General features: G+C 71.5%; 21 protein-coding genes. 13 read left to right on the top strand and 8 right to left on the bottom strand.

Annotation, left to right across the window (positions count from 1 at the left end):
• Nucleotides 1-92 precede the first annotated feature (92 nt).
• A complete protein-coding gene (yczR, locus tag VSH64_RS39730) occupies nucleotides 93-1,547 on the bottom strand; it encodes a MocR-like transcription factor YczR (RefSeq protein WP_326567890.1) in 1,455 nt (484 codons plus the stop codon).
• Between the two features lie 61 nt (nucleotides 1,548-1,608).
• On the opposite strand from yczR, the gene yczE reads away from it, so the two are divergent.
• Nucleotides 1,609-2,250, top strand: a complete 642-nt coding sequence (yczE, locus tag VSH64_RS39725) for a membrane protein YczE (RefSeq protein WP_326567889.1) — start codon at nucleotides 1,609-1,611, stop codon at nucleotides 2,248-2,250.
• Here yczE and VSH64_RS39720 read toward each other — a convergent pair.
• Both VSH64_RS39720 and VSH64_RS39715 read right to left on the bottom strand, forming a co-directional pair.
• A complete protein-coding gene (locus VSH64_RS39720; protein WP_326567888.1) occupies nucleotides 2,247-2,789 on the bottom strand; it encodes a Clp protease N-terminal domain-containing protein in 543 nt (180 codons plus the stop codon). The genes yczE and VSH64_RS39720 overlap by 4 nt on opposite strands.
• Nucleotides 2,789-2,998, bottom strand: a complete 210-nt coding sequence (locus tag VSH64_RS39715; protein ID WP_004559389.1) for a sigma factor-like helix-turn-helix DNA-binding protein — start codon at nucleotides 2,996-2,998, stop codon at nucleotides 2,789-2,791. Before VSH64_RS39715 ends, VSH64_RS39720 begins: the two co-directional genes overlap by 1 nt.
• Nucleotides 2,999-3,083: 85 nt before the next feature.
• On the opposite strand from VSH64_RS39715, the gene VSH64_RS39710 reads away from it, so the two are divergent.
• Together VSH64_RS39710 and VSH64_RS39705 are read left to right on the top strand one after the other, a co-directional pair.
• Nucleotides 3,084-3,857: a PP2C family serine/threonine-protein phosphatase gene (locus tag VSH64_RS39710; protein WP_326567887.1), complete on the top strand. Its 774-nt coding sequence runs from the start codon at nucleotides 3,084-3,086 to the stop codon at nucleotides 3,855-3,857.
• Between the two features lie 60 nt (nucleotides 3,858-3,917).
• Nucleotides 3,918-4,595, top strand: coding sequence for a DUF998 domain-containing protein (locus VSH64_RS39705; RefSeq protein ID WP_326567886.1), 678 nt, complete (start codon nucleotides 3,918-3,920; stop codon nucleotides 4,593-4,595).
• 35 nt (nucleotides 4,596-4,630) lie between these two features.
• On the opposite strand, the gene VSH64_RS39700 is transcribed toward VSH64_RS39705, so the two are convergent.
• A complete protein-coding gene (locus VSH64_RS39700) occupies nucleotides 4,631-5,659 on the bottom strand; it encodes a D-cysteine desulfhydrase family protein (protein ID WP_326567885.1) in 1,029 nt (342 codons plus the stop codon).
• 133 nt (nucleotides 5,660-5,792) lie between these two features.
• Between VSH64_RS39700 and VSH64_RS39695 the strand changes: the two genes are divergently transcribed.
• Genes VSH64_RS39695 through VSH64_RS39685 form a run of 3 tightly spaced genes read left to right on the top strand, consistent with a single transcriptional unit; the run spans nucleotide 5,793 to nucleotide 8,552 of the window.
• On the top strand, nucleotides 5,793-7,166 hold the full coding sequence (locus VSH64_RS39695; protein ID WP_326567884.1) for an amidase: 1,374 nt from the start codon (nucleotides 5,793-5,795) through the stop codon (nucleotides 7,164-7,166).
• The gene (locus VSH64_RS39690; RefSeq protein WP_407655708.1) at nucleotides 7,163-7,705 is read left to right on the top strand and encodes a TetR/AcrR family transcriptional regulator; all 543 of its coding nucleotides are present in this window, start codon (nucleotides 7,163-7,165) and stop codon (nucleotides 7,703-7,705) included. The genes VSH64_RS39695 and VSH64_RS39690 overlap by 4 nt, the downstream gene beginning before the upstream one ends.
• Before the next feature lies 1 nt (nucleotide 7,706).
• On the top strand, nucleotides 7,707-8,552 hold the full coding sequence (locus VSH64_RS39685) for an oxygenase MpaB family protein (RefSeq protein WP_326567882.1): 846 nt from the start codon (nucleotides 7,707-7,709) through the stop codon (nucleotides 8,550-8,552).
• Between the two features lie 259 nt (nucleotides 8,553-8,811).
• Here the strand turns inward: VSH64_RS39685 and VSH64_RS39680 are convergent, their stop codons facing one another.
• Nucleotides 8,812-9,351, bottom strand: coding sequence for a CGNR zinc finger domain-containing protein (locus VSH64_RS39680; protein ID WP_326567881.1), 540 nt, complete (start codon nucleotides 9,349-9,351; stop codon nucleotides 8,812-8,814).
• 55 nt (nucleotides 9,352-9,406) lie between these two features.
• Between VSH64_RS39680 and VSH64_RS39675 the strand changes: the two genes are divergently transcribed.
• The gene (locus VSH64_RS39675; protein WP_326567880.1) at nucleotides 9,407-10,261 is read left to right on the top strand and encodes an alpha/beta fold hydrolase; all 855 of its coding nucleotides are present in this window, start codon (nucleotides 9,407-9,409) and stop codon (nucleotides 10,259-10,261) included.
• 963 nt (nucleotides 10,262-11,224) lie between these two features.
• On the opposite strand, the gene VSH64_RS39670 is transcribed toward VSH64_RS39675, so the two are convergent.
• Together VSH64_RS39670 and VSH64_RS39665 are read right to left on the bottom strand one after the other, a co-directional pair.
• Nucleotides 11,225-12,061, bottom strand: a complete 837-nt coding sequence (locus tag VSH64_RS39670; protein WP_326838159.1) for an LLM class flavin-dependent oxidoreductase — start codon at nucleotides 12,059-12,061, stop codon at nucleotides 11,225-11,227.
• A 347-nt stretch (nucleotides 12,062-12,408) separates the two neighbouring features.
• Nucleotides 12,409-13,428 carry an aldo/keto reductase gene (locus VSH64_RS39665; protein ID WP_326567879.1) on the bottom strand — a complete coding sequence of 340 codons (1,020 nt, stop codon included), beginning with the start codon at nucleotides 13,426-13,428 and terminating at the stop codon, nucleotides 12,409-12,411.
• 172 nt (nucleotides 13,429-13,600) lie between these two features.
• On the opposite strand from VSH64_RS39665, the gene VSH64_RS39660 reads away from it, so the two are divergent.
• From VSH64_RS39660 to VSH64_RS39645, 4 genes are all read left to right on the top strand, one after another.
• On the top strand, nucleotides 13,601-15,025 hold the full coding sequence (locus VSH64_RS39660) for a hypothetical protein (protein ID WP_326567878.1): 1,425 nt from the start codon (nucleotides 13,601-13,603) through the stop codon (nucleotides 15,023-15,025).
• Between the two features lie 101 nt (nucleotides 15,026-15,126).
• Entirely contained in the window at nucleotides 15,127-15,507 is a 381-nt protein-coding gene (locus VSH64_RS39655; RefSeq protein ID WP_326567877.1) for a FixH family protein, read from the top strand.
• A gap of 12 nt (nucleotides 15,508-15,519) precedes the next feature.
• Complete coding sequence (locus VSH64_RS39650) at nucleotides 15,520-16,650, top strand: hypothetical protein (protein WP_326567876.1); 1,131 nt, start codon at nucleotides 15,520-15,522, stop codon at nucleotides 16,648-16,650.
• A complete protein-coding gene (locus tag VSH64_RS39645; RefSeq protein ID WP_326567875.1) occupies nucleotides 16,643-17,191 on the top strand; it encodes a hypothetical protein in 549 nt (182 codons plus the stop codon). The genes VSH64_RS39650 and VSH64_RS39645 overlap by 8 nt, the downstream gene beginning before the upstream one ends.
• 216 nt (nucleotides 17,192-17,407) lie before the next feature.
• Here VSH64_RS39645 and VSH64_RS39640 read toward each other — a convergent pair whose 3' ends face one another.
• On the bottom strand, nucleotides 17,408-17,668 hold the full coding sequence (locus VSH64_RS39640; RefSeq protein WP_326567874.1) for a DUF397 domain-containing protein: 261 nt from the start codon (nucleotides 17,666-17,668) through the stop codon (nucleotides 17,408-17,410).
• Between the two features lie 252 nt (nucleotides 17,669-17,920).
• Between VSH64_RS39640 and VSH64_RS39635 the strand changes: the two genes are divergently transcribed.
• A complete protein-coding gene (locus tag VSH64_RS39635) occupies nucleotides 17,921-18,187 on the top strand; it encodes a hypothetical protein (protein WP_326567873.1) in 267 nt (88 codons plus the stop codon).
• 4 nt (nucleotides 18,188-18,191) lie between these two features.
• Nucleotides 18,192-18,446 (top strand): hypothetical protein, encoded by a 255-nt coding sequence (locus VSH64_RS39630; protein ID WP_326567872.1) that lies wholly within the window; start codon nucleotides 18,192-18,194, stop codon nucleotides 18,444-18,446.
• Nucleotides 18,447-18,498 lie beyond the last annotated feature (52 nt).

Raw genomic sequence — 18,498 nt, 5'->3', positions numbered from 1 at the left:
CGGGTGACGAACAGCCGGTGCACCGCATGCGACCACCACCATCCCTGGAGTGGTTGGACCATCCGGTGCACCGGCTGTTTATCTTTCGGAACTCACGTGACCGGCACGTTCGCCGCGGAAACCTCCGCGTAGCCGCGCACCGAGGCCACCGCCAGGCTCAGCCGACGCACGGCCTCCAGCAGCTCGTCGGGCGGCAGGCCGAACGGCAGCCGCAGCCAGCGTTCGAGCCCGCCGTGCACGCCGAACCGCGAACCCGGTGCCAGCTGCACCCCGTGGTTCGCCGCCGACACGGCGAGGCGCGTGCTCATCGGTTCCGGCAGCCGGCACCACAGCGACAGACCGCCGCCCGGCACCTCGAACGTCCACTCCGGACAGTAAGCGTGCACGGCGTCGATCATGGAATCCCGCTGCAGCCGGAAATCCCGGCGACGCTGAGCCAGCGCGGCGTAACCCTCCGGCGCGAGCAGCGACGCCAGCACCAGCTGGTCGAACACCGGCGCACCGAGGTCCACGGCGAACCGCGACGACAGCAGCCGGTCGAGCAGGTCGGCCGACGCCCGAATCCAGCCCAGCCGCAGCCCGCCCCAGTGGGATTTCGCGGCCGAGCCCACCGTGAGCGCCAGGTCGCCGGCGAACGCGGCCAGCGGCGGTGGCGCGTCGAGCGGATCGCCCTCGTAATCGAGCTCCACCAACGATTCGTCGACCACCACCGGCGTGCGGGAGCGCGCGAGCAGGCCGCCGAGACGCTCACGGCCGGCGGCGTCGAGGCGGGCGCCGGTGGGGTTCTGGAAGTCGACCACGAGGTACCCGAACCGCGGTGACGCCTGGCGCAGCGCTGCCTCGATCCCCGTGAGGTCCCAGCCGCGCACGGGATCGAGCGCCACCGGCACCGGCAGCGCGTGGGCGGCGCGCACGGCGTCGACCGCGTTGGGATAGGTCGGCTGCTCCACGAGCACGCGGTCGCCGGGCCCGGCCAGCATGCGCAGGCACAGCACGAAAGCCGAGTACGCGCCGGAAGTCACCATGACCTGCTCCGGCGCCGTCGGCAGGCCGCGCGCGGTGTAGCGCTCAGCGATGCGTTCGCGCAGCAGCGGCAGGCCGCCGGTGAGATAACCGTTGCCGCTCAAGTGCTCCACGAGGTCGCGCCGCGCCTCGTCGACGGCCGTGATCAGCCCCGGCAACGCGGGCGGCGCGGCCCGCGCGAGGTCGATCAGGCCGGGCCGCTCGTGCTGCGCCGGCTCGGCCGAGCGCCGCCCGGCGCCCGAGATCCACGAACCGGCGCCGCGGCGGCTGGCCACGACGCCGGTCATCCGCAGCCGGTCGAGCGCCGCGCCGATGAGCGTGCGGCTCACGCCGAGGGCGTCCGCGAGCTCACGCTCGGCGGGCAGCCGCGTGCCCAGCGGCAGCTGGCCGTCGAGCACCTGCAGCTCCACGGCGGCGGCGAGATCGGCGGCGCCCTGGCGTGAGCCACGGCGTCGCCACTCGCCGAGCAACACGGCCAATCTCGGACCGGACACGCGGCTGCCCAGCGGGATGTGCGAGGTCATAAGACCAATTATCCGATATTGGCCATGGATTACCAGTCCACTTGTCCCTGATAGTGGAGAAGTGGCAGTTGTCGACCTCAGTCCCCTCAGCGTCCGCCGGGCACCCGTGCGCCGGGGCGCCCAGCTCCTGGCCGGCCTCGCGCTCTACGGCGCGAGCATGGCCATGCTCACCCGCGCCCACCTGGGCCTCGACCCGTGGGACGTGCTCCACGAAGGCATCACCAAGCTCACCGGCCTGAGCTTCGGCACGGTCACGGCCATCGCGTCGGTGTTCGTGCTGCTGCTGTGGATCCCGCTACGCCAGCGGCCCGGCATCGGCACCGTGGCCAACGTGGTGGTGATCTCCGTGACCGTCGACGCCGTGCGCGCGGTGCTGCCCGACCAGCACGCGCTCGCGCTCCAGATCCTGCTGCTGGTGGGCGGCGTCGTGCTCAACGCCGTGGCCACCGCTGTTTACGTCGGCACCCGCCTTGGCCCCGGCCCGCGCGACGGCCTGATGACCGGCCTCACCGCCCGCACCGGCTGGTCGGTGCGGCTGGTGCGCACCGGGATCGAGGTGACCGTGCTCGTCGTCGGCTGGCTGCTCGGCGGCACCTTCGGGGTGGGGACCGTGCTCTACGCGCTCACGATCGGACCGCTCACCCAAGCCCTGTTGCCGCTGGTCACCTGGCGGACCGGGCGCCGCGAGGAGCAGCAGCACTAGCCGGCCTCCCGCTGCGCGACCGCGCGGCGCACCGACACGTAGTCGACGCCGTGGGCGGCCAGCAGGTCGGGCACCGGGCCCTTCTGCTGCACCAGCGCGAGCAGCAGGTGCTCCTGGCCCAGGTGCTTGTCGCCGAGCTTCACGGCTTCCCGCAGGCTCAGCTCCATCGTGCGTTTGGCGTCGGCCGCGAACGGGATGTGGCCGCGTTTCGCGCGCCTGCCCCCGCCGGCGAGCGCGCCCGGGCCGTGGGTCTCCTCGATGCGTTCCACGATCTGCTCCACGTCGATGCCGAACTCGGTGAGCGCCTCGACGTCGGCGTCGCTGATCCCGCCGCGGCGGCGGATGCGGTCGAGCTCGGCCAGCACGTCTTCGCGTGAGACGCCGAGCTCTTGCAGCAGCCGCAGCCCGGCGCCGTTTTCGGTGCGGGCGAGCCCGGCCAGCACGTCGGTGAGCTCGATCTCCCGGGCGCCGGCCTCGCGCGCCACGATCTGGGCCTCGACCACGGCCAGCCGCGCGTCGAGCGTGAACCGTTCGAACATCAGTGCCTCCCGTACTTCTTGTGGACGGCCTGCCGGCTGACCCCCAGCTCGGCGGCGATCTCCTGCCAGGACCAGCCGTGCACGCGGGCGCTGCGCACCTGCACGGCTTCGAGTTGTTCCAGGAGCCGACGAAGCGCCGCGACCGCGCGAAGCCCCACTCGGGGATCACGGTCGCCTGCCCTCGCGGCCAGGTCTGTTGCTTCCGTCATGCTTGTCAATCTAGGTTGACATCGCACTTCTGTCAACTGAAGTTGACACACGGTCGGTGTCGGCGGTCCGGGTTAGCATCGGGTGATGCCCGAGATCGCGATCGCGGAGCGCGCGGGAGTAGGCGCGGACGGCCTGCCCCGCGCGAGCGAAGACCACGTCGTGGTGCTGGACAACGCCGTGCTGCTGCTGGACGGCGCCACGTCACCGAGCCCCGACCTGCCGCCCGGCGGCTGGTACGCGGGGCTGCTCGTGCGTCGCCTGGCCGAAGAGCTGAGAGACAGCCCGAAGGAAGACCTCGCCGTCGCGCTGGCGTCGTCCATCGCCGGCGTCGCGGCCGAGCAGGGCCTCGAGCCGGGGCGTTCGCCGTCGAGCACCGTGTCGATCGTGCGCTGGGACGAGGCCGAGGTCGAGTCCCTGGTGCTGGCCGACAGCCCGGTGGTGGCGTTCGGGCGCTTCGGCGTGGACGTGGTGTCCGACGACCGGCTCGTGTCCCTGCGCGACGGTGGCCTGCTGCAGACCGGCGCCGACGTGCGCCGGCGCCGCAACGCCGAAGGCGGCTTCTGGGTGGCCGAAGCCGACCCGGCGGCGGCCTCGAAGGCCGTGCGGCGTTCGTGGCCGCGCCCCGAAGTCGACGCCGTGCTGCTCGCCACCGACGGCGTGTCCACCGGGGTCGACGACTACGGCCTCTTCGGCTGGCCCGACGTGCTGCGCCTCGCGCGCGCCAACGGCCCCAACGCGGTGCTGGACGCCGTGCGAACCGCGGAAACCCAAGATCCCGACGGGTCCCGCTGGCCGCGTGCGAAGCGGCACGACGACCAGGCCCTGGTGCTCGCCAGCTTCGGCGGCACCGGCGAATAGGGGTCGAATTCAGGGTGATCCCGGATCACGGATCATCCGCGACCCACGAAGCTGGACGTCATGGGGATCTCACGGGGGCTGCGGATCTGGCGGCTGGGCGCGTTGGTGGCGATCGGCTGGGGGCTGTTCACGATCACCGTGATGCACGTGATCAGCTCTCGCGACCCGATCCACGACACGCTGTCGAGCTACATCACCACCGACCCGGGCCTGCTGAGCGCGAGCGTGCTCGCGCTCGCCGTCGGTTCGCTGGCGGTGCTGGGCGCTCTGGCGGCCGGCGGCGTGCCGCTGCCGCGGACCACGCGCGTGCTGCTTTCGTTGTGGGCCTTGGGGTTGGCGACGGCCGCGATCTTCCCGGCGAGCTACCCGCCGAACCCCGATCCCACGAGCGGTGAGATCCACCTGTACTCGTGCGTCGTGGCGTTCGCCAGCCTGCCGGCCGCGGCGTGGACGCTGCTGGAACCGTTGCGCGGCAAGGCCGAACGCCTGGTGCTCGTCCGCTGGCTGCGGGTCGGGGCGGCCGCGCTGGTGGTGTTCGGGGTGAGTTTCCTGTTCGCCCGCCTCGACGAGGCCGGGCTCCCGGTGCACACCGTCACTGAACTGCTGCCGGTCGGGGCCACGCAACGGCTGATGCTGATCGCCGACGTCGCGCTGCTACTGGGCCTGGTCCGCGTCGCCGTACGCGCCGACGCGACCCGCACGGCGACCGAACTGCAGCCGGCCACCGTGCGGGACTGAATCGCTTTCGCCCTGACGGCAACGAACTCCGGCGTTCACTCCTGCATGGCCGCCACGAACTCCGGCGCATAGCCGTACAACCCAGGCAGGCCACCGGTGTGCAGGAACACCACCGTCTCCTCCGGGTCGAACCGGCCGTCGGCGGCCCATTCCACGAGGGCGGCCGCGGCCTTGCCGGAGTAGACCGGGTCGAGGACCACGCCTTCGGTGCGGCCGAACAGCCGCAGCGCACCCCACGTGGAAGGCGCCGGGATGCCGTAGCCCTCGCCGATCGTGGAGTCGCTCATGCGCACGTGGTCCAGCGACGGGGTGTCCACGCCGAGCAGCTGCGCGGCGGAGGTGACGAGGTGGGTGAGGTTGTCGGTGGCCTCGTCGAGCGGGTGGCTCACGCAGGCGAAATCGGCGCCGAGGTTGCCGAGCAGCGCGGTGCCGAGCGCGAGGCCCGCGGACGTGCCGCCGCTCGCGTGCGGCGCGACGATGCGCGCGCTGTCGATGCCGAGGGCCGAGAGCTGCTGGGCGAGCTCGTGGGTCGCGGCGACGTAGCCGAGGGTGCCGAGCGCGTCGGAGCCGCCGGTCGGGACCGTGAAGACCTTGCGGCCCTCATAGTCGGCCGAGGCGAGCAGCTCTTCGTACGTGCGCTCGGCTTCCTCGGCGGTGGCGCAGATGTGCACGCGGGCGCCGAAGAGCAGGTCGAGCGGGATGTTGCCGGAGTGCTCGTAGGCCTCGCCCTCGCGCGGCACCTTCGCGGTGAGCACGAGCTCGCAGCGCAGCCCCAGCCGCGCACAGGCGGCCGCGGTCTGGCGGCCGTGGTTGGTCTGCAGCGCGCCGAACGTGATCACGGTGTCGGCGCCCGCCGCGAGCGCCGCGCCGAGGTGGAAGTCGAGTTTGCGCAGCTTGTTGCCGCCGACGCCGAGCGGGTGCACGTCGTCGCGCTTGAGCATCAGCCGCGGCAGCCCCAGCGCCTCGCCCAGCCGCGGCGCCGCCAGCAGAGGTGTCGGCCCGCTGCCGAGCCCCGCCCGCGGGAACGCGTCGAAAACGGGAAACCGGTCGAAGTCGAACGTCATCGATCCTCCGTGGGGGATGGGCGGGCGTGAGCCCATGGTCGGCCCACGCGGGTGCGCTGTCGAACCAGGCAGCCGGAATCACAGTTCGCTGGTAGCGTTCGTTCGAACGAACGAGAACTCCGGGGGTGGCCCGATGACCGTCAGGACTTCCGCGTTCACGACCGTCGCCGAGCAGGTGGCGGCTCTCGAAGCCGGGGAAACCACGTCCGTCGCGCTCACGGAGACGGCGCTGGCCGAGGCGCACGCGAGCCAGGCCGTGCTCAACGCGTTCCGCCGAATCCGCGACGCCGAAGCCCTGGCCGAGGCCGAAGAAGCCGACCGGCGCCGGGCGCATGGCGAGGCGACGCCACTGCTGGGCGTGCCCGTGGCGATCAAGGACGACGTGGATCTCGCCGGCTTGCCGACGGCGTTCGGCTGCGCGGGCGACTTCCCGAACGCCGAGGTGGACGCCCCGGCCGTCGGGCTGCTGAAACAGGCCGGCGCCGTGATCATCGGCAAGACGAACACGCCTGAGCTGGGCCAATGGCCGTTCACGGAGGGGCCGGCGTTCGGCGTCACGCGCAACCCGTGGCACCCGGACCACACTCCTGGCGGTTCTTCGGGCGGCTCGGCGGCCGCGGTGGCCGGCGGCGTGGTCGCGGCGGCGCTGGGCTCCGACGGCGCGGGCTCGGTGCGCATCCCGGCGGCGTGGACGGGGCTCGTCGGGATCAAGACGCAACGCGGCCGCGTGCCGCTCGGCGGGGAGCTGTTCCACGGCCTGACCGTGCTCGGCCCGCTCGCCCGCACCGTCGCCGACGCGGCGGCCCTGCTCGACGTGACCACCGCGTCCGACGGCGTCTTCCGCGCCGCCGCTCGGCGCGAACCCGGTCGGCTGCGCATCGGGCTCTCGACCAGGATCCCGTTCACGGCCACGAGAACGAGCCTCGACCCGGCGGTGGAGGCAGCCGTGCGTGCCACCGCGGAGGCGCTCGCGAACCTCGGCCACGAGATCGTGGAGATCGACCCCGACTACGGCCTCATCGGCCTCACCTTCCTGCCGCGCTCGCTCACCGGCGTGCGCGACTGGGCCGCTCGCGTCCCCGAGAAGGCCAAGCTCGACCCGCGCACCCGCGGCAACGCGCAGCAGGGCACCGTGCTGGCCGGCGCGTTGAAACTCGCGCGCGCCCTCGAACCCGCGCTGCAGCGCCGCATCGGCTCGGTGTTCGGCCGCGTCGACGTGCTGCTCACCCCCACCACCGCGACACCACCGCCGAAGACCGGCGCATTCGACGGCCTCACCGGCTGGCGCACCGACCAGACGATGATCGCCGCGTGCCCCTACGCTTGGCCGTGGAACGTGCTCGGCTGGCCGGGGATCAACGTCCCGGCCGGCACCACGGCGGAGGGGCTGCCGCTCGGCGCCCAGCTGCTGGGGCCGTCGCACGCCGAGGAGCGGCTGATCTCCGTTGCCGCGCAACTGGAAGAGGTCCGACGGTGGCACCTGCGCCGGCCCGCAAGGGTGTGGTGAACACCCGCGACGCGATCCTGCGGGCAACCCTCGAGGTCGTCGGCGAGCAGGGCGTCGGCGGCCTCACCAACCGGCGCATCGTGGCCGCGGCGGGCGTCTCGCTCGGCACGCTCACCTACCACTTCCCCAGCCAGACCGAGCTCCTGCGCGAAGCGATGCTGCTGTTCGCCGAAGAGGAAACGGCCAAGCTCGCCGCGATCGCCGACGCGCACACTGCCGACGGCCTCAGCCTCGAACAGGCCGCGACCGTGGTGGAGCACGTGATCGAACAGCTGCCCTTCGGCACCGACGACCTCGCGCCCCACGAGCTCTACCTGCAGGCCGCGCGTGATCCCGGCCTGCGCGAAGCGTCCGCGCGCTGCTTCGCCGCGTACGACGACCTGGCGACGACGATCCTGCGCGCCCTCGGCGTCCCCGACCCCGTGCGCGTGGCGGGCCCGGTCGTCGCGCTCATCGCCGGCCTGCAGCTGCGCCGCCTCTCGACGGGCACCGACGTCCCTGCGGCCGAGCCCCTGATGATGCTGCTGCGCGGGGCCTGAGGTGGCCCCGCCGGTCGTCCGGGGCACCGCGGCCTGGCGCTACTTCGGCGACTTCCGCGACGTGCTGCTCGCCGGCCAGGTCCTGGTGCTGCAGGTGGCCCACCCCGTGGTCGCCGCGGGCGTGCGCGACCACTCGAACTACACCGAGGACCCGTGGACCCGCCTGATGCGCACAGGCGCCTCCCTGTCGATCTACGTGTACGGCGGCGCTTCCGGCGCCCACTTCGAAGCCGCGCGGCTGCGGGACCTGCACCGGACCTTCACGGGCGTGGCGGAGGGGCGCCGCTACAGCGGCCTGGATCCCGCGGCGTACGCCTGGGTGCACGCGACGTTGGTGCGCGTTCCGGTTGACGTGCAACGGTTTTTCGGGCGGCCGTTGACTGATGGTGAGCTGGACGAGTACTACGCGCAGATGTGCGACATCGGCCGGGTGCTCGGTGTGCGGGAGCGGGACCTGCCGCCGGATTGGGCTTCGTTCGAGGCGTACTACGACGAGATGGTGGCTTCCTTCCGCCCGAACCCGACGATGACGACGTTGTTCTCGACGATCCGCACGGTCCCGAAACCGGTGCGGTGGCTGCCGGATCGGTGGTGGCCGACTCTGCGGGGCTGGCAGGCGCGGGGGCAGATGTTTTTGATCCGGGCTACGTTGCCGTCGGCGTTGCGGGAGCAGTTGGGTCTGCAGTGGACTGTTGCGGATGAGCGGCGGTTTCGGCGGTTTTGTTGGGTGGTGCGGGTTGTTGGCGGGTTGGTGCCGGTGTCGGTGCGGACGGTGCACATGCGGTGGATCGGGAAGTTGAACGTGTGGTTGAGGGAGCATCCGTGGGCTTATCGGCTGTTGTCTTGACTTTTTGATTCTGCTGGTGGCCGTGGGTTCGGGCGTCCGACTGCAGCGGAGGGACATCGCGTGCCATTGGCGCGTGCCGCGTGGTGCGGTGTGTGCGAAGCGGACGAACGAAGATCCCGGCGGTTTTATCTAGTGGTGCGGTCTTTCGACCGTCTGGCGCCCGTGGATCGGGAAGCTGAACGTGCGGCGGCGGGAGCATCCGTGGTCTGACCAGCCGTTGTGACGGCCAGGATCGCGCTGGCGGCTGCTGGTGCCGTGATCAGCCGCGCGTCCGGGCGTAGTGCGCGCGAGCCTTTGCGCGGTTGCCGCAGCGCGACATCGAGCACCATTGGCGCGTGCGGCGAGGTGAGGCGTCCGCGAAGCGCAGGCCGCAGTCTTCGGCGGCGCACACGCGGACGTCGACCGGGCTGGTGACCAGCTCGACGACGTCGGTGGCGATGCGGGCGAGGGCGGCCGCCACCGGGTTGCGCGGGGTTGGCGCGGTGCGGCGCAGTTCGCCGCCGGCGAGGTGGAGGTGGGCGTTCGGCAGGGGTTCGTCGGCGGTTTTGTTGACGAGGTCGACGTCCGGGCGGGCGGGCTGCGTCGTGACCAGCCGGTTGACCGCTTCGCGCAGCCACTTCGCGTTTTCCAGGTCCTCTTCCGTCACGGGCACCTGCCCGTCGGTGAGACCCGCGAGCGACAGCCATTCGGCGAGTTTTTCGGGCGACGTCAGCATTTCGACGCCCTCGGGCGCATAGCGGTTGCGCAGCGTGTTGACGAGGTCGAGACACGGCCGCCCGCCGTCGAAAGCCCACTCCATGGTGTCAACTCTAACCCTTGCCACCGGTTAGCCGCCTCCGGTAGCGTCTAACCCCATGAGCCGGTTAGAACCCTCCATGGCGCAGGTCGGCGATCTCCGGATGCACTACCTGCGCGGCGGCGACGGCCCACCCGTGTTCCTCCTGCACGGGTGGCCGCAGACGTCGCACTGCTGGCACCGCGTCGCGGGCCCGCTGACCGAAACCCACACCGTGATCGCACCCGACCTCCGCGGCTACGGCCGCACCGACAAACCCCTTGGTGGCTACGACAAACGCACCATGGCCGCCGACCTCGCACACCTGGCCGAGCAACTCGGCTTCGACCGGGTGGCGGTGGTCGGTCACGACCGCGGCGGCCGGGTCGGTCACCGGTGGGCGCTCGACCGCCCGGACCAGGTCGACCGCCTGGCCGTGCTCGACATCGCTCCCACGCGCGAAATGTGGCGCCGCCTCGACGCCGACGTCGCCAAGGGCTACTGGCACTGGCTCTTCCACCTGCAACCCGACCTGCCGGAGCTGCTCGCCGGCAGCAACATCGCCGCGTACCTCGGCTACTTCTTCGAACGCTGGACCTTCCAACGCCAAGGCCTGCCCACCGAAGACGTCGCCGAGTACGTCCGCGCCTTCTCCGCCCCGGGCGCCCTCCGCGCCGGCTTCGACGACTACCGCGCCTCCTTCCCCGACGACGCCACCCTCGACAACGCCGACTTCGAGGCCGGCCACCGCCTCACCCAGCCCCTCCTCGCCCTCTGGGGCCAAGCCGGCCTCCTCGGCAAACTCCCGACCCTCGACATCTGGCGCACCTACGCCGACAACGTCACCGGCACCGGCCTCGAAAACTGCGGCCACTTCCTGCCGGAGGAACAGCCGGAGGAGGTGGTGGCCCACCTGCGGAGGTTCCTGGGCTAGACCGCGATCGGCTGCGCCAGCCACGCCCGCCCGAGGTGCAACTCTCGGAAGTCGTGGTGCGGCAGCCGAACTTCGTGGACGAAGCCTTGCTCGGCTCGCCGCACACGGGCAGAGCCCGGTCCCAGGAACAGCGCGCGATCGCCCGCGAATCGATGGCGAGCTAGCGCGAACTCCTGACCAAGGCCGCGACCCGCTCCCCGACCACACCACTCGCCGGAGACGGCGCCACCATGCCCAGGAGACGACAACCGGCCCGCACGAACCCACGCACCACGCCGCGACCCGCTCCCCGACCACGTGGCGCCCCCTGGACAAGGCGACGACGGGCCAACGAGTGGCAGCCAACCTGCACGAACTTTCGAACCGAGCCGCGACCGGCTCCTCGACCATCCACCGCACCACCCCTGAGCACGTCACCCGCCCAGCACAGGAGGCGACAGTCAAAGTGCACTAGCACTCGAACCAAGCCGCGATCCGCCCTCTGACCATCCACCGCTGCCAGTCCTCCGGGGCTGCGCCGACAGGCCGAGAAGGGATAGCCCGCCCGCACGAACCGACGCACCACGCCGCGAACCGGTCTCCGACCAGCCGCCACATCGGTCCCTCCGGTTAGGGCGCCAACAGGCCGACGAGGCGGCAGCCAACCGGCGCGCTAGTCCCGTACCAAGCCACGATCAGCCCCGACCATCCACCGCGGCTACGCCCCTCCGCAGACGGCGCCGATAGCCGAGGAGGTGGTGACCTACCTTCGGAGGTTCCTGGGCTAGGCCGCGGCTACCTCCTCGACCATCCACCGCGCCGTGCCCTCCAGCGAGGGCGCCGACAAGCCCAGGACGCGCCGACCAGCCCGCGCAAACCCACGCACCGAGCCGCACCCACTTCCCGACCACCCACCGCCACCCCCAAGAACCGGCGCCAACACCCCAAGGAGGCGCCGACCCGCCGACCCGCACTCCGGGCGACCTAACCCTTGATCAACTCATCCACCACCCACCGCACCACACCCTCCGGGAACGGCGCCGCCAAGCCGAGCACCACGTGCTCGAATCCGGCATCCACCGCCTCGGCGATGGCCTTCCGAGTGAGCCCCGGATCCGCGTAGGACACCGGCAGGTGGATCGACCGCGCGATCTCCGCTGGATCGCGGCCGAGCTCGAGGCAGTACCGGTCGAGCAGTGCGCTGCGGCTCACGCAGTCGGCGAGGTCGCCGCCGGGGATGTTCCAGATGTCGGCGTGCCGGGCGGCCACGCGGAGGGTCGCGGAGGCGCGGCCGCCGATCACGATGGGTGGGTGGGGGTGCTGCAGAGGCTTGGGGTTGCCGAAGGCGCCCTTCAGTTGCACGGTCGAGCCGGTGAAGTCGAAGGGTGACGGGGAAGTCCACAAGCGACGGATCACGGTGCACGCCTCGGCGAGGCTCTCCACGGCGTGCGCGGTGTCGTGGAATGGCAGGCCGTGGGCCTCGTACTCGCGGCGGGCCAAGGGGTGGCTGGGTCGGGAGCCGACGCCGATGCCGAAGTCGAGGCGGCCGGCGGAGACGATGTCCACCGTGGTGGCGATCTTCGCCAGGAGGGCGGGTGGGCGGAAGCGGTTGCTGGTCACCATGAGGCCGAGCCGGAGCCGTCGCGTCTGTGCGGCGAGGGCGGAAAGCAGGGTCCAGCCTTCGAAAATCGGCCCGGAAGGGTCGCCGGCAATGGGAAGGAGGTGATCGAACAGCCAGGCGTGCGCGATCTCCGGAGTCGCGTCGGCTTCCTGCCACACGCGCAGCAGTTCGCCGTACTCCACTTGCATGGGCGCGGTCATGATGCCGAATCGAGGTGTCACGTCGAGTCCTTTCAGCGGCGCCGCAGCGCCGGGTCGAGCAGAGCGGTTGACAAGTCGAGTCCCTTCAGCGACGCCGCAGCGCCGAACCGAACAAGGCAGGCGCCACACCGAGCCCTACAACAGCGCCGCCGCGCCGAACCGAACAAGGCAGGCGCCACATCGAGCCCTACAACGGCGCCGCAGCGCCGAGTCAAACAAAGCGGGCGCCACGCCGAGTCCCTCAGCGGCGCCGCAGCATCGGGTCGAGCAGAGCGGGCGTCAAGTCGAGTCCTTTCAACGGCGCCGCAGCGCCGAGTCAAGCGAGGCGGGCGCCACGTCGAGTCCCTTCAGCGACGCCGCAGCGTCGGGTCAAGCAGCGCTGGCGGGGCATCGAGCTTTTCGTGCGCCGCGAGGTCGACACCGGGGGCGACCACCTCGTCGATGGCGTCCAGGACGTCACCCGGCAGCACAGTGTCCGCGGCGGCAAGGTGGGAGCGCAGGTGCTCAAGCGTGCGCGGGCCGACGAGGGCGCTGGTGACGGCCGGGTGTGCGGTGACGAAGCCGAGGGCCAGTTGGATCAGCGTGAGGCCGGCCTCGTCGGCGATTTTTGCCAGGTGTTCCACGGCGTCGAGGCGGGCGCGGTTGGCGGGGAGGGCCAGGTCGAAGCGCTGGGGCAGCGTCTTCGAGCGGCTGGTGGTGATCTCGCGCCCCTCGCGCACGGCGCCCGAGAGCCAGCCCGACGCGAGTGGGCTCCACGCGAGCACGCCCATGCCGTAAGCGGCGGTCATCGGCAGCACGTCGGCCTCGATGCCGCGCTGGAGGATCGAGTAGCTGGGCTGCTCGGTCACGTAGCGACCCAGGCGGTGCTCGCGCGCGGCCCACTGCGTCTGCACGATCTTGTACGCGGGGAACGTCGACGAGCCGAAGTAGCGGACCTTCCCGGCGCGCTGCAGATCCGTAAGCGCAGCAAGGGTTTCCTCGTCGCTGGTTTCCGGGTCCCAGCGGTGCATCTGGTACAGGTCGACGTGGTCGACGCCGAGGCGGCGGAGGCTGTCGTCGAGGGCGGTCACCAGCCAGCGGCGTGAGCCGCCGCGGTGGTTGCGTTCCGGGCCCATCGGCAGGGTGGCCTTCGTGGCGAGCACGACGTCGTCGCGGCGGCCGGCCAGTGCCTTGCCGACCATCGTCTCCGATTCGCCGGCGCTGTACATGTCGGCGGTGTCGATCACGTTGATGCCGCCGTCGAGCGCGGCGGTCACGAGGGCCGTGGCGTCGTCCTGCGTGGTGCGGCCGATCGCGCCGAAGTTCATGGCGCCGAGCGAAAGGGCGCTGACCTGGACGCCGGTGCGGCCCAAGGTGCGGTACTGCATGAGGTGGTCCTCCGACCCAAACAAGTGGAACTTTGCTCCGTTAACCATACGGAGCGATGTTCCGCTTCGCAACCACGGCCCACCTCAGGGTCGGCATCCCCCGAACCGGGGATGGATCTTCCCCCGCTTCCGTGACGATTCGGGCACCCCGACCTCGCTACGTTTTCCTGCGATGGGGACCTCGAAGAAGACCGCGATGCTGATGCTGCTGTGCGCACTGGGAATCGCGCTCGGCGGCGGAACCGCGCGCGCCGACGGAGCGCCCGTGGGCTCGGACATCCAGGTGGCGCAGACACTCGGCGCGCGCGACCTCACGGTGATCATGCGGCGCATCGACGTGACACCGGGCGAGCTGCACGTCGACATCGCCACGCACACCGGCACCGCGCCCGGCACGCTCGCCCTCGCCGCGGCGGCCGACGGCGTCGTGTTCTCGCGCGGCGAAGTCACCCTCGCAGCGACCCCCGGCCTGTACTCGGGCGAAGTCGCCGTCGATCACCCGGGGCCGTGGGAACTCCGGCTCTCCGACGGCACGACCACCGCCACCATCCCGTTCGTCGTCCCCGCGCAAGTGGTGCCACCGTGGGAAAAGGCGGCGTACGGCGGCTTCGTGGCGGCCGGTGCGCTCCTGCTCATCGCGCTGGCCGTGGCCGTGCGATCGCGCCGCACGGCCTACGCGCTGGTGCCGGCCGGCGGAATGGTCGCGGCCCTGGCCGTCGCGATCACCGGCGCGCTGCTGTCCACCGGCACTCCCCCGCCTCCCGCCCCCGGCGCACAGCTCGACGCCACCGTCGACAACGTCACCGACCCGTACGCCCTCTCCCGCCTCCCCGTCACCGACTACTCACGCCCGCCGGTGAACTTCACCGTGCAGCACCAAAACACCGAACGCCCGGGCCTCGACCTCCACTTCACCGACGGCTCCACCGGCCGCCCCGCCGACGACCTCGTGATCCACGACGACGCCCTCGTGCACCTCATCGTCGTGTCCCCGTCGGGCCGGCTGTGGCACCTCCACCCGGTCCGCGTGGCACCCGGCACCTACCACGTCGCCTTCACCCCACCGGAGGCCGGAACCTACGCGGTGGCAGCAGAACTGGAACGCCGCGGCGGCGGGGTCCAGCTCGCCAGGTCCACAGTGGACCTCACCACCACTGGCCACACGACAGCCGAAATCCCTGCCGGGCCTGGAAAACGCGTGATCAACGGCACGCCGATCGACATCACCACGACCCCGATCCAAGCCGGCACCCCGGTCACCATCACCGTCCACTTCCCCACCGGCGACCTCCAGCCGTGGCTCGGCATGCTCGGCCACCTGGTCGTCGTCGGCCCCCTGCCGTCGGACGCGGACGTCGGCGCCGCGGCCGCCACCGCACCGACCTGGGCCCACGCGCACGCCATGCCGCCCTACGTACCGGGCCTCACCGGCGTGCCGGACGAAACCGTGAACGCGTACGGCCCCGACGTGCCCTTCACCTACACCTTCGCCACGCCCGGCCGCTACCGCCTGTGGCTGCAGGCCGAACGCGGCTGGTCCGTGCTCACCGTGCCGGTGGCGCTCGACGTCCCGGCCGCTCCGGGAGGGGGCTCATGAACCGTCCACCAGAGCACCAGAGCCAACCAGGACAACAGGGTCCTCCAGAACCACCGCATCCGACCAGACAACAAGGTCCGCCAAAACAACGGCGCCCGGTCGTGCTCATCACCGTGGTCGTCTTGCTGGCCGCGATCATCGCCGGCTGGCTGCTCTTCGGCCGCGGCTCGACCGGTCCCACCGTGCTCCAGTCGACGACCGGCCCCTACACCGTGCAACTTTCCGCGGACGCGCCCCGCGTCGGAGGCAACACGTTCGCGTTCGCCGTGACCGGGCCGGCCGTCGACGGCGTGACGGTGGAGCCGGTGATGCCGCAGATGGGCCACGCCATCACGCCGGTGCCGGCCACCGCCGACGGGCCCGGGCACTTCCGCGCCGCCGACGTCGGCCTGCCGATGGCGGGCCAGTGGGAGATCACGGTCTCCCTGCGCGGGCCGGCGGGCACCGGCCAGGTCGTGTTTCCCGTGTTGGTCAATCAATAGAGGGGGCTGGGAATGGATCTCACCGCGTCGGGGGCCCGGGTGGTCGCCGCGACGAGAAGGCCGGGGCTCGCTCCGGCGAGCACCGTGCTCGCGGGTTCGGTGATCTCGATGGTCGGGCTCACGTGGGACGTGCAGTGGCACGACGACGTCGGGCCGGACACGTTTTTCACGCTGCCGCACCTGTTCCTGTACGCGGGCAGCGCGATCGTCGGGCTCGCGAGCCTGGCCGTGGTGCTGCTGACCACGGCCGCGCAGCGCGCCGGACGGCCGGTGGACCCGCGCGTCGGCGGCCGCGCGATCGGCGTGTTCGGCCGCACGTTCGCCGCGCCGGCGGGGTACCTCATCTCGGGGATCGGCGCCGCCGCGTTCCTGCTCTACGGGCTGTGGGACCAGTGGTGGCACGGGTTGTACGGCTTCGACGCCGTGATCGACTCGCCGCCGCACATCGGGCTGCTGCTCTCGGTGACGCTGTCGATCATCGGCACCACCATGGTCTTCGCGGCGGCGCGCGAGCAGCGGTGGGGCCGGATCGGGGTGTTCGGCTCGCTGGCCGTGCTGATCGCGTTCAGCGCGGTCACCGCGCTGGGGCTGCAGCAGGTGGACCTCGACCCGGTCGAGGCGACGTCGGTGGGCTCGACCCTGCTGTCCGTGCTGCTCGTGTTCACCGGCGCCGGGTTCCTGCGCCGCCCCGGTGGCGCCGTGGCGACGGCGGCGATCCTGGCCGTGATCCAGGGCGTGTTCTGGTGGTTCTCGCCGTGGGCGGCGCGCTGGTACGCCGATCTCGTGGGCCTGCCGGTGCGCGACTACGTGAGCGGCGTGCCGGACATGCCGGCGCTGATGCCGATGGCGCTGCTGCCCGTGGCCGCGCTCGTGGAGGGCTACCTGCTGATCGCGCGCCGGCGCGGCTGGCAGCCGGGCCGCGTGTCGGTGCTCGCCGGCGGGCTGGCCGGCCTGCTGGTGGGCGCGACGCTGCCGCTGCAGCGCGGCTGGGTGTACTCGGGTCACGTCGGTGACTTCGGTTCGGTGATCGCGACCGGTCTCGTGGCCGGCGTGCTGGGGTTGGCGGGCGGCTTCGCGGGGTGGCGCTTCGGCGGCATGCTCCGGCTGCTCGCCCCGGTTTCGGGGGTGCGTTCGGATGCGTAGGACCTTGCTGGCGCTCGGCGCGGTCATCGGCCTGCTGTTCGCCACGGCGTTGCCGGCCGACGCGTACGAGCCGGTGAACATCGTGCACACCGAACACGTGCAGGCCGGCCCCTACGGCCTCACCGTCGGCTTCTCGACGTGGCCGCTGCGCGCCATGCAGTCGCTCGACTTCACCTTCATCCCGGACGGCGGCATCGGCACCAAAACGGGCACGCTCGCGATGCACAACCCGGCGTCGAGCGCCTTCCAGCGGCCGCAGCCGCTGGCCCGGCACCCGCGCAAGCGCGACGTGTGGGGTCTGGACATCCGGGCCCTGCCGACGGAAGGCGCGTGGGCGTTCCGCTTCACGATCAACGGCCCCCAGGGCCAGGGCACCGGCGAGCTGGCGAACCTGCGCGTGCTGGCGCAGCCGGGGCCGCCGATGGGGCTGAGCTGGGCGATCAGCAGCCTGCCGCTGATCGGGCTGGTGGTGCTCGTGGTCATCGCCTGGCGCCGTACCCGCGGCCGCCTGCGTGGTGGCGGGGTCGCCACCGCGGCCTGACGCATCCCCGCCCGTACTGCCCCAATGCGGCATTGGTTGCACCCAACGCACCCAATGTGGCGTTCGGTGCACCCAACGCACCCAACGCCACATTGGGGCGCCTCGCGCCTGGCTGACCACCCTGGGTCAGGGCACCTCACCCTTTCGGGTGACAGTTGGTGAAACTCCCACGTCAAGGCCCGCACAGGAACTCACGGGCAAATCGTGAACCTCGCGTCAGGCGCTCGGCGGCAGGTCGAACTGCCCGGCCTTCACCGCCACCAGGAAGGCCTCCCACTCGCCCCGGTCGAACACGAACACGGGGCTCGAGGCGAGCTTCGTGTCGCGGACGCCGACGAGGTCGGAACGGCCCAGGTTGACCTCGACGCAGCTGCCTCCGTTGGGCTCGCTGGCGAACGACTTCTCCCAGGCAGCGTCCTCGAACAGCCCCTCGGCCGAGTCCGGGTCGTAATCCTGGAGCGACGGATAATCCGTCATGGGTCGTACCTCCGAGCCTCCTGCAGGGCGTGTGGTCGCCGCACACGTCCCCGGCTTCTTTCTGTCACTACGGAGCAAACCGCAGGGCCAAGCGGGTGATCAACTCGGCCCGATCTCGACATGAAGATTATTCCAGGAGTAGGATTAATCGCATCGATCGGGGCGCCGATGGTGGGTGAATGGCTTGCTGCATTCGGCCCAACCCGCCAGCGGAGTTCACGAACCGGCACCGACCTCGGGGGGAGGGACCGCGTGATCATCCAGGACAGCACCACGGCGAACATGCTCACCACGGGCAGGCTCGCCCCCGGCAGGGCCGGCGAATCCCGCCGGGTCGTGCACGTGTTCGGCGTGGATGCCACGGGTTCCGGCACCGAGGTGCTCGCGAGGTGCGGGGAGAAGCTTCCCCGGGACCACGTCGAGTGGCTGGCACCGGGCGTGGGCATGCCGTGCGAAAGCTGCCTCGGTCTGGCCGGAGTGGATCTGCCCCGGTCACCGCTATCGGAACTGGGGGTGTGATCTCATGGCCGTCCGGCTCACCACGCTCTTCCGCCGTGAGGATGAACACACTCCCGGCCGACGTGGGATCAATCACGAGCTGCGCAGCCGCTTCGGCTTCAGCCTGATCCAGGCGCCGCTGCGCAAGCCGGTCACCTGGGACACCGACCTCGACGTGCCCGCCCCGCGCCAGCCGGACCTCGTCCGCGCCACGCGGCCGCTGGAGGCACGCGTGGACCTCGCCGGACTCGTCCACGGACTGGGTCCGTCCCGCGTGTAACCGCGAACCAGACCACCGAACCAGCGCTCCCCGGGCCCTCACCCTCCCGGGG

The organism is Amycolatopsis rhabdoformis (assembly GCF_035918295.1).
GTDB lineage: Bacteria > Actinomycetota > Actinomycetes > Mycobacteriales > Pseudonocardiaceae > Amycolatopsis > Amycolatopsis rhabdoformis.
This window is presented reverse-complemented; position numbering and strand designations above follow the sequence as displayed.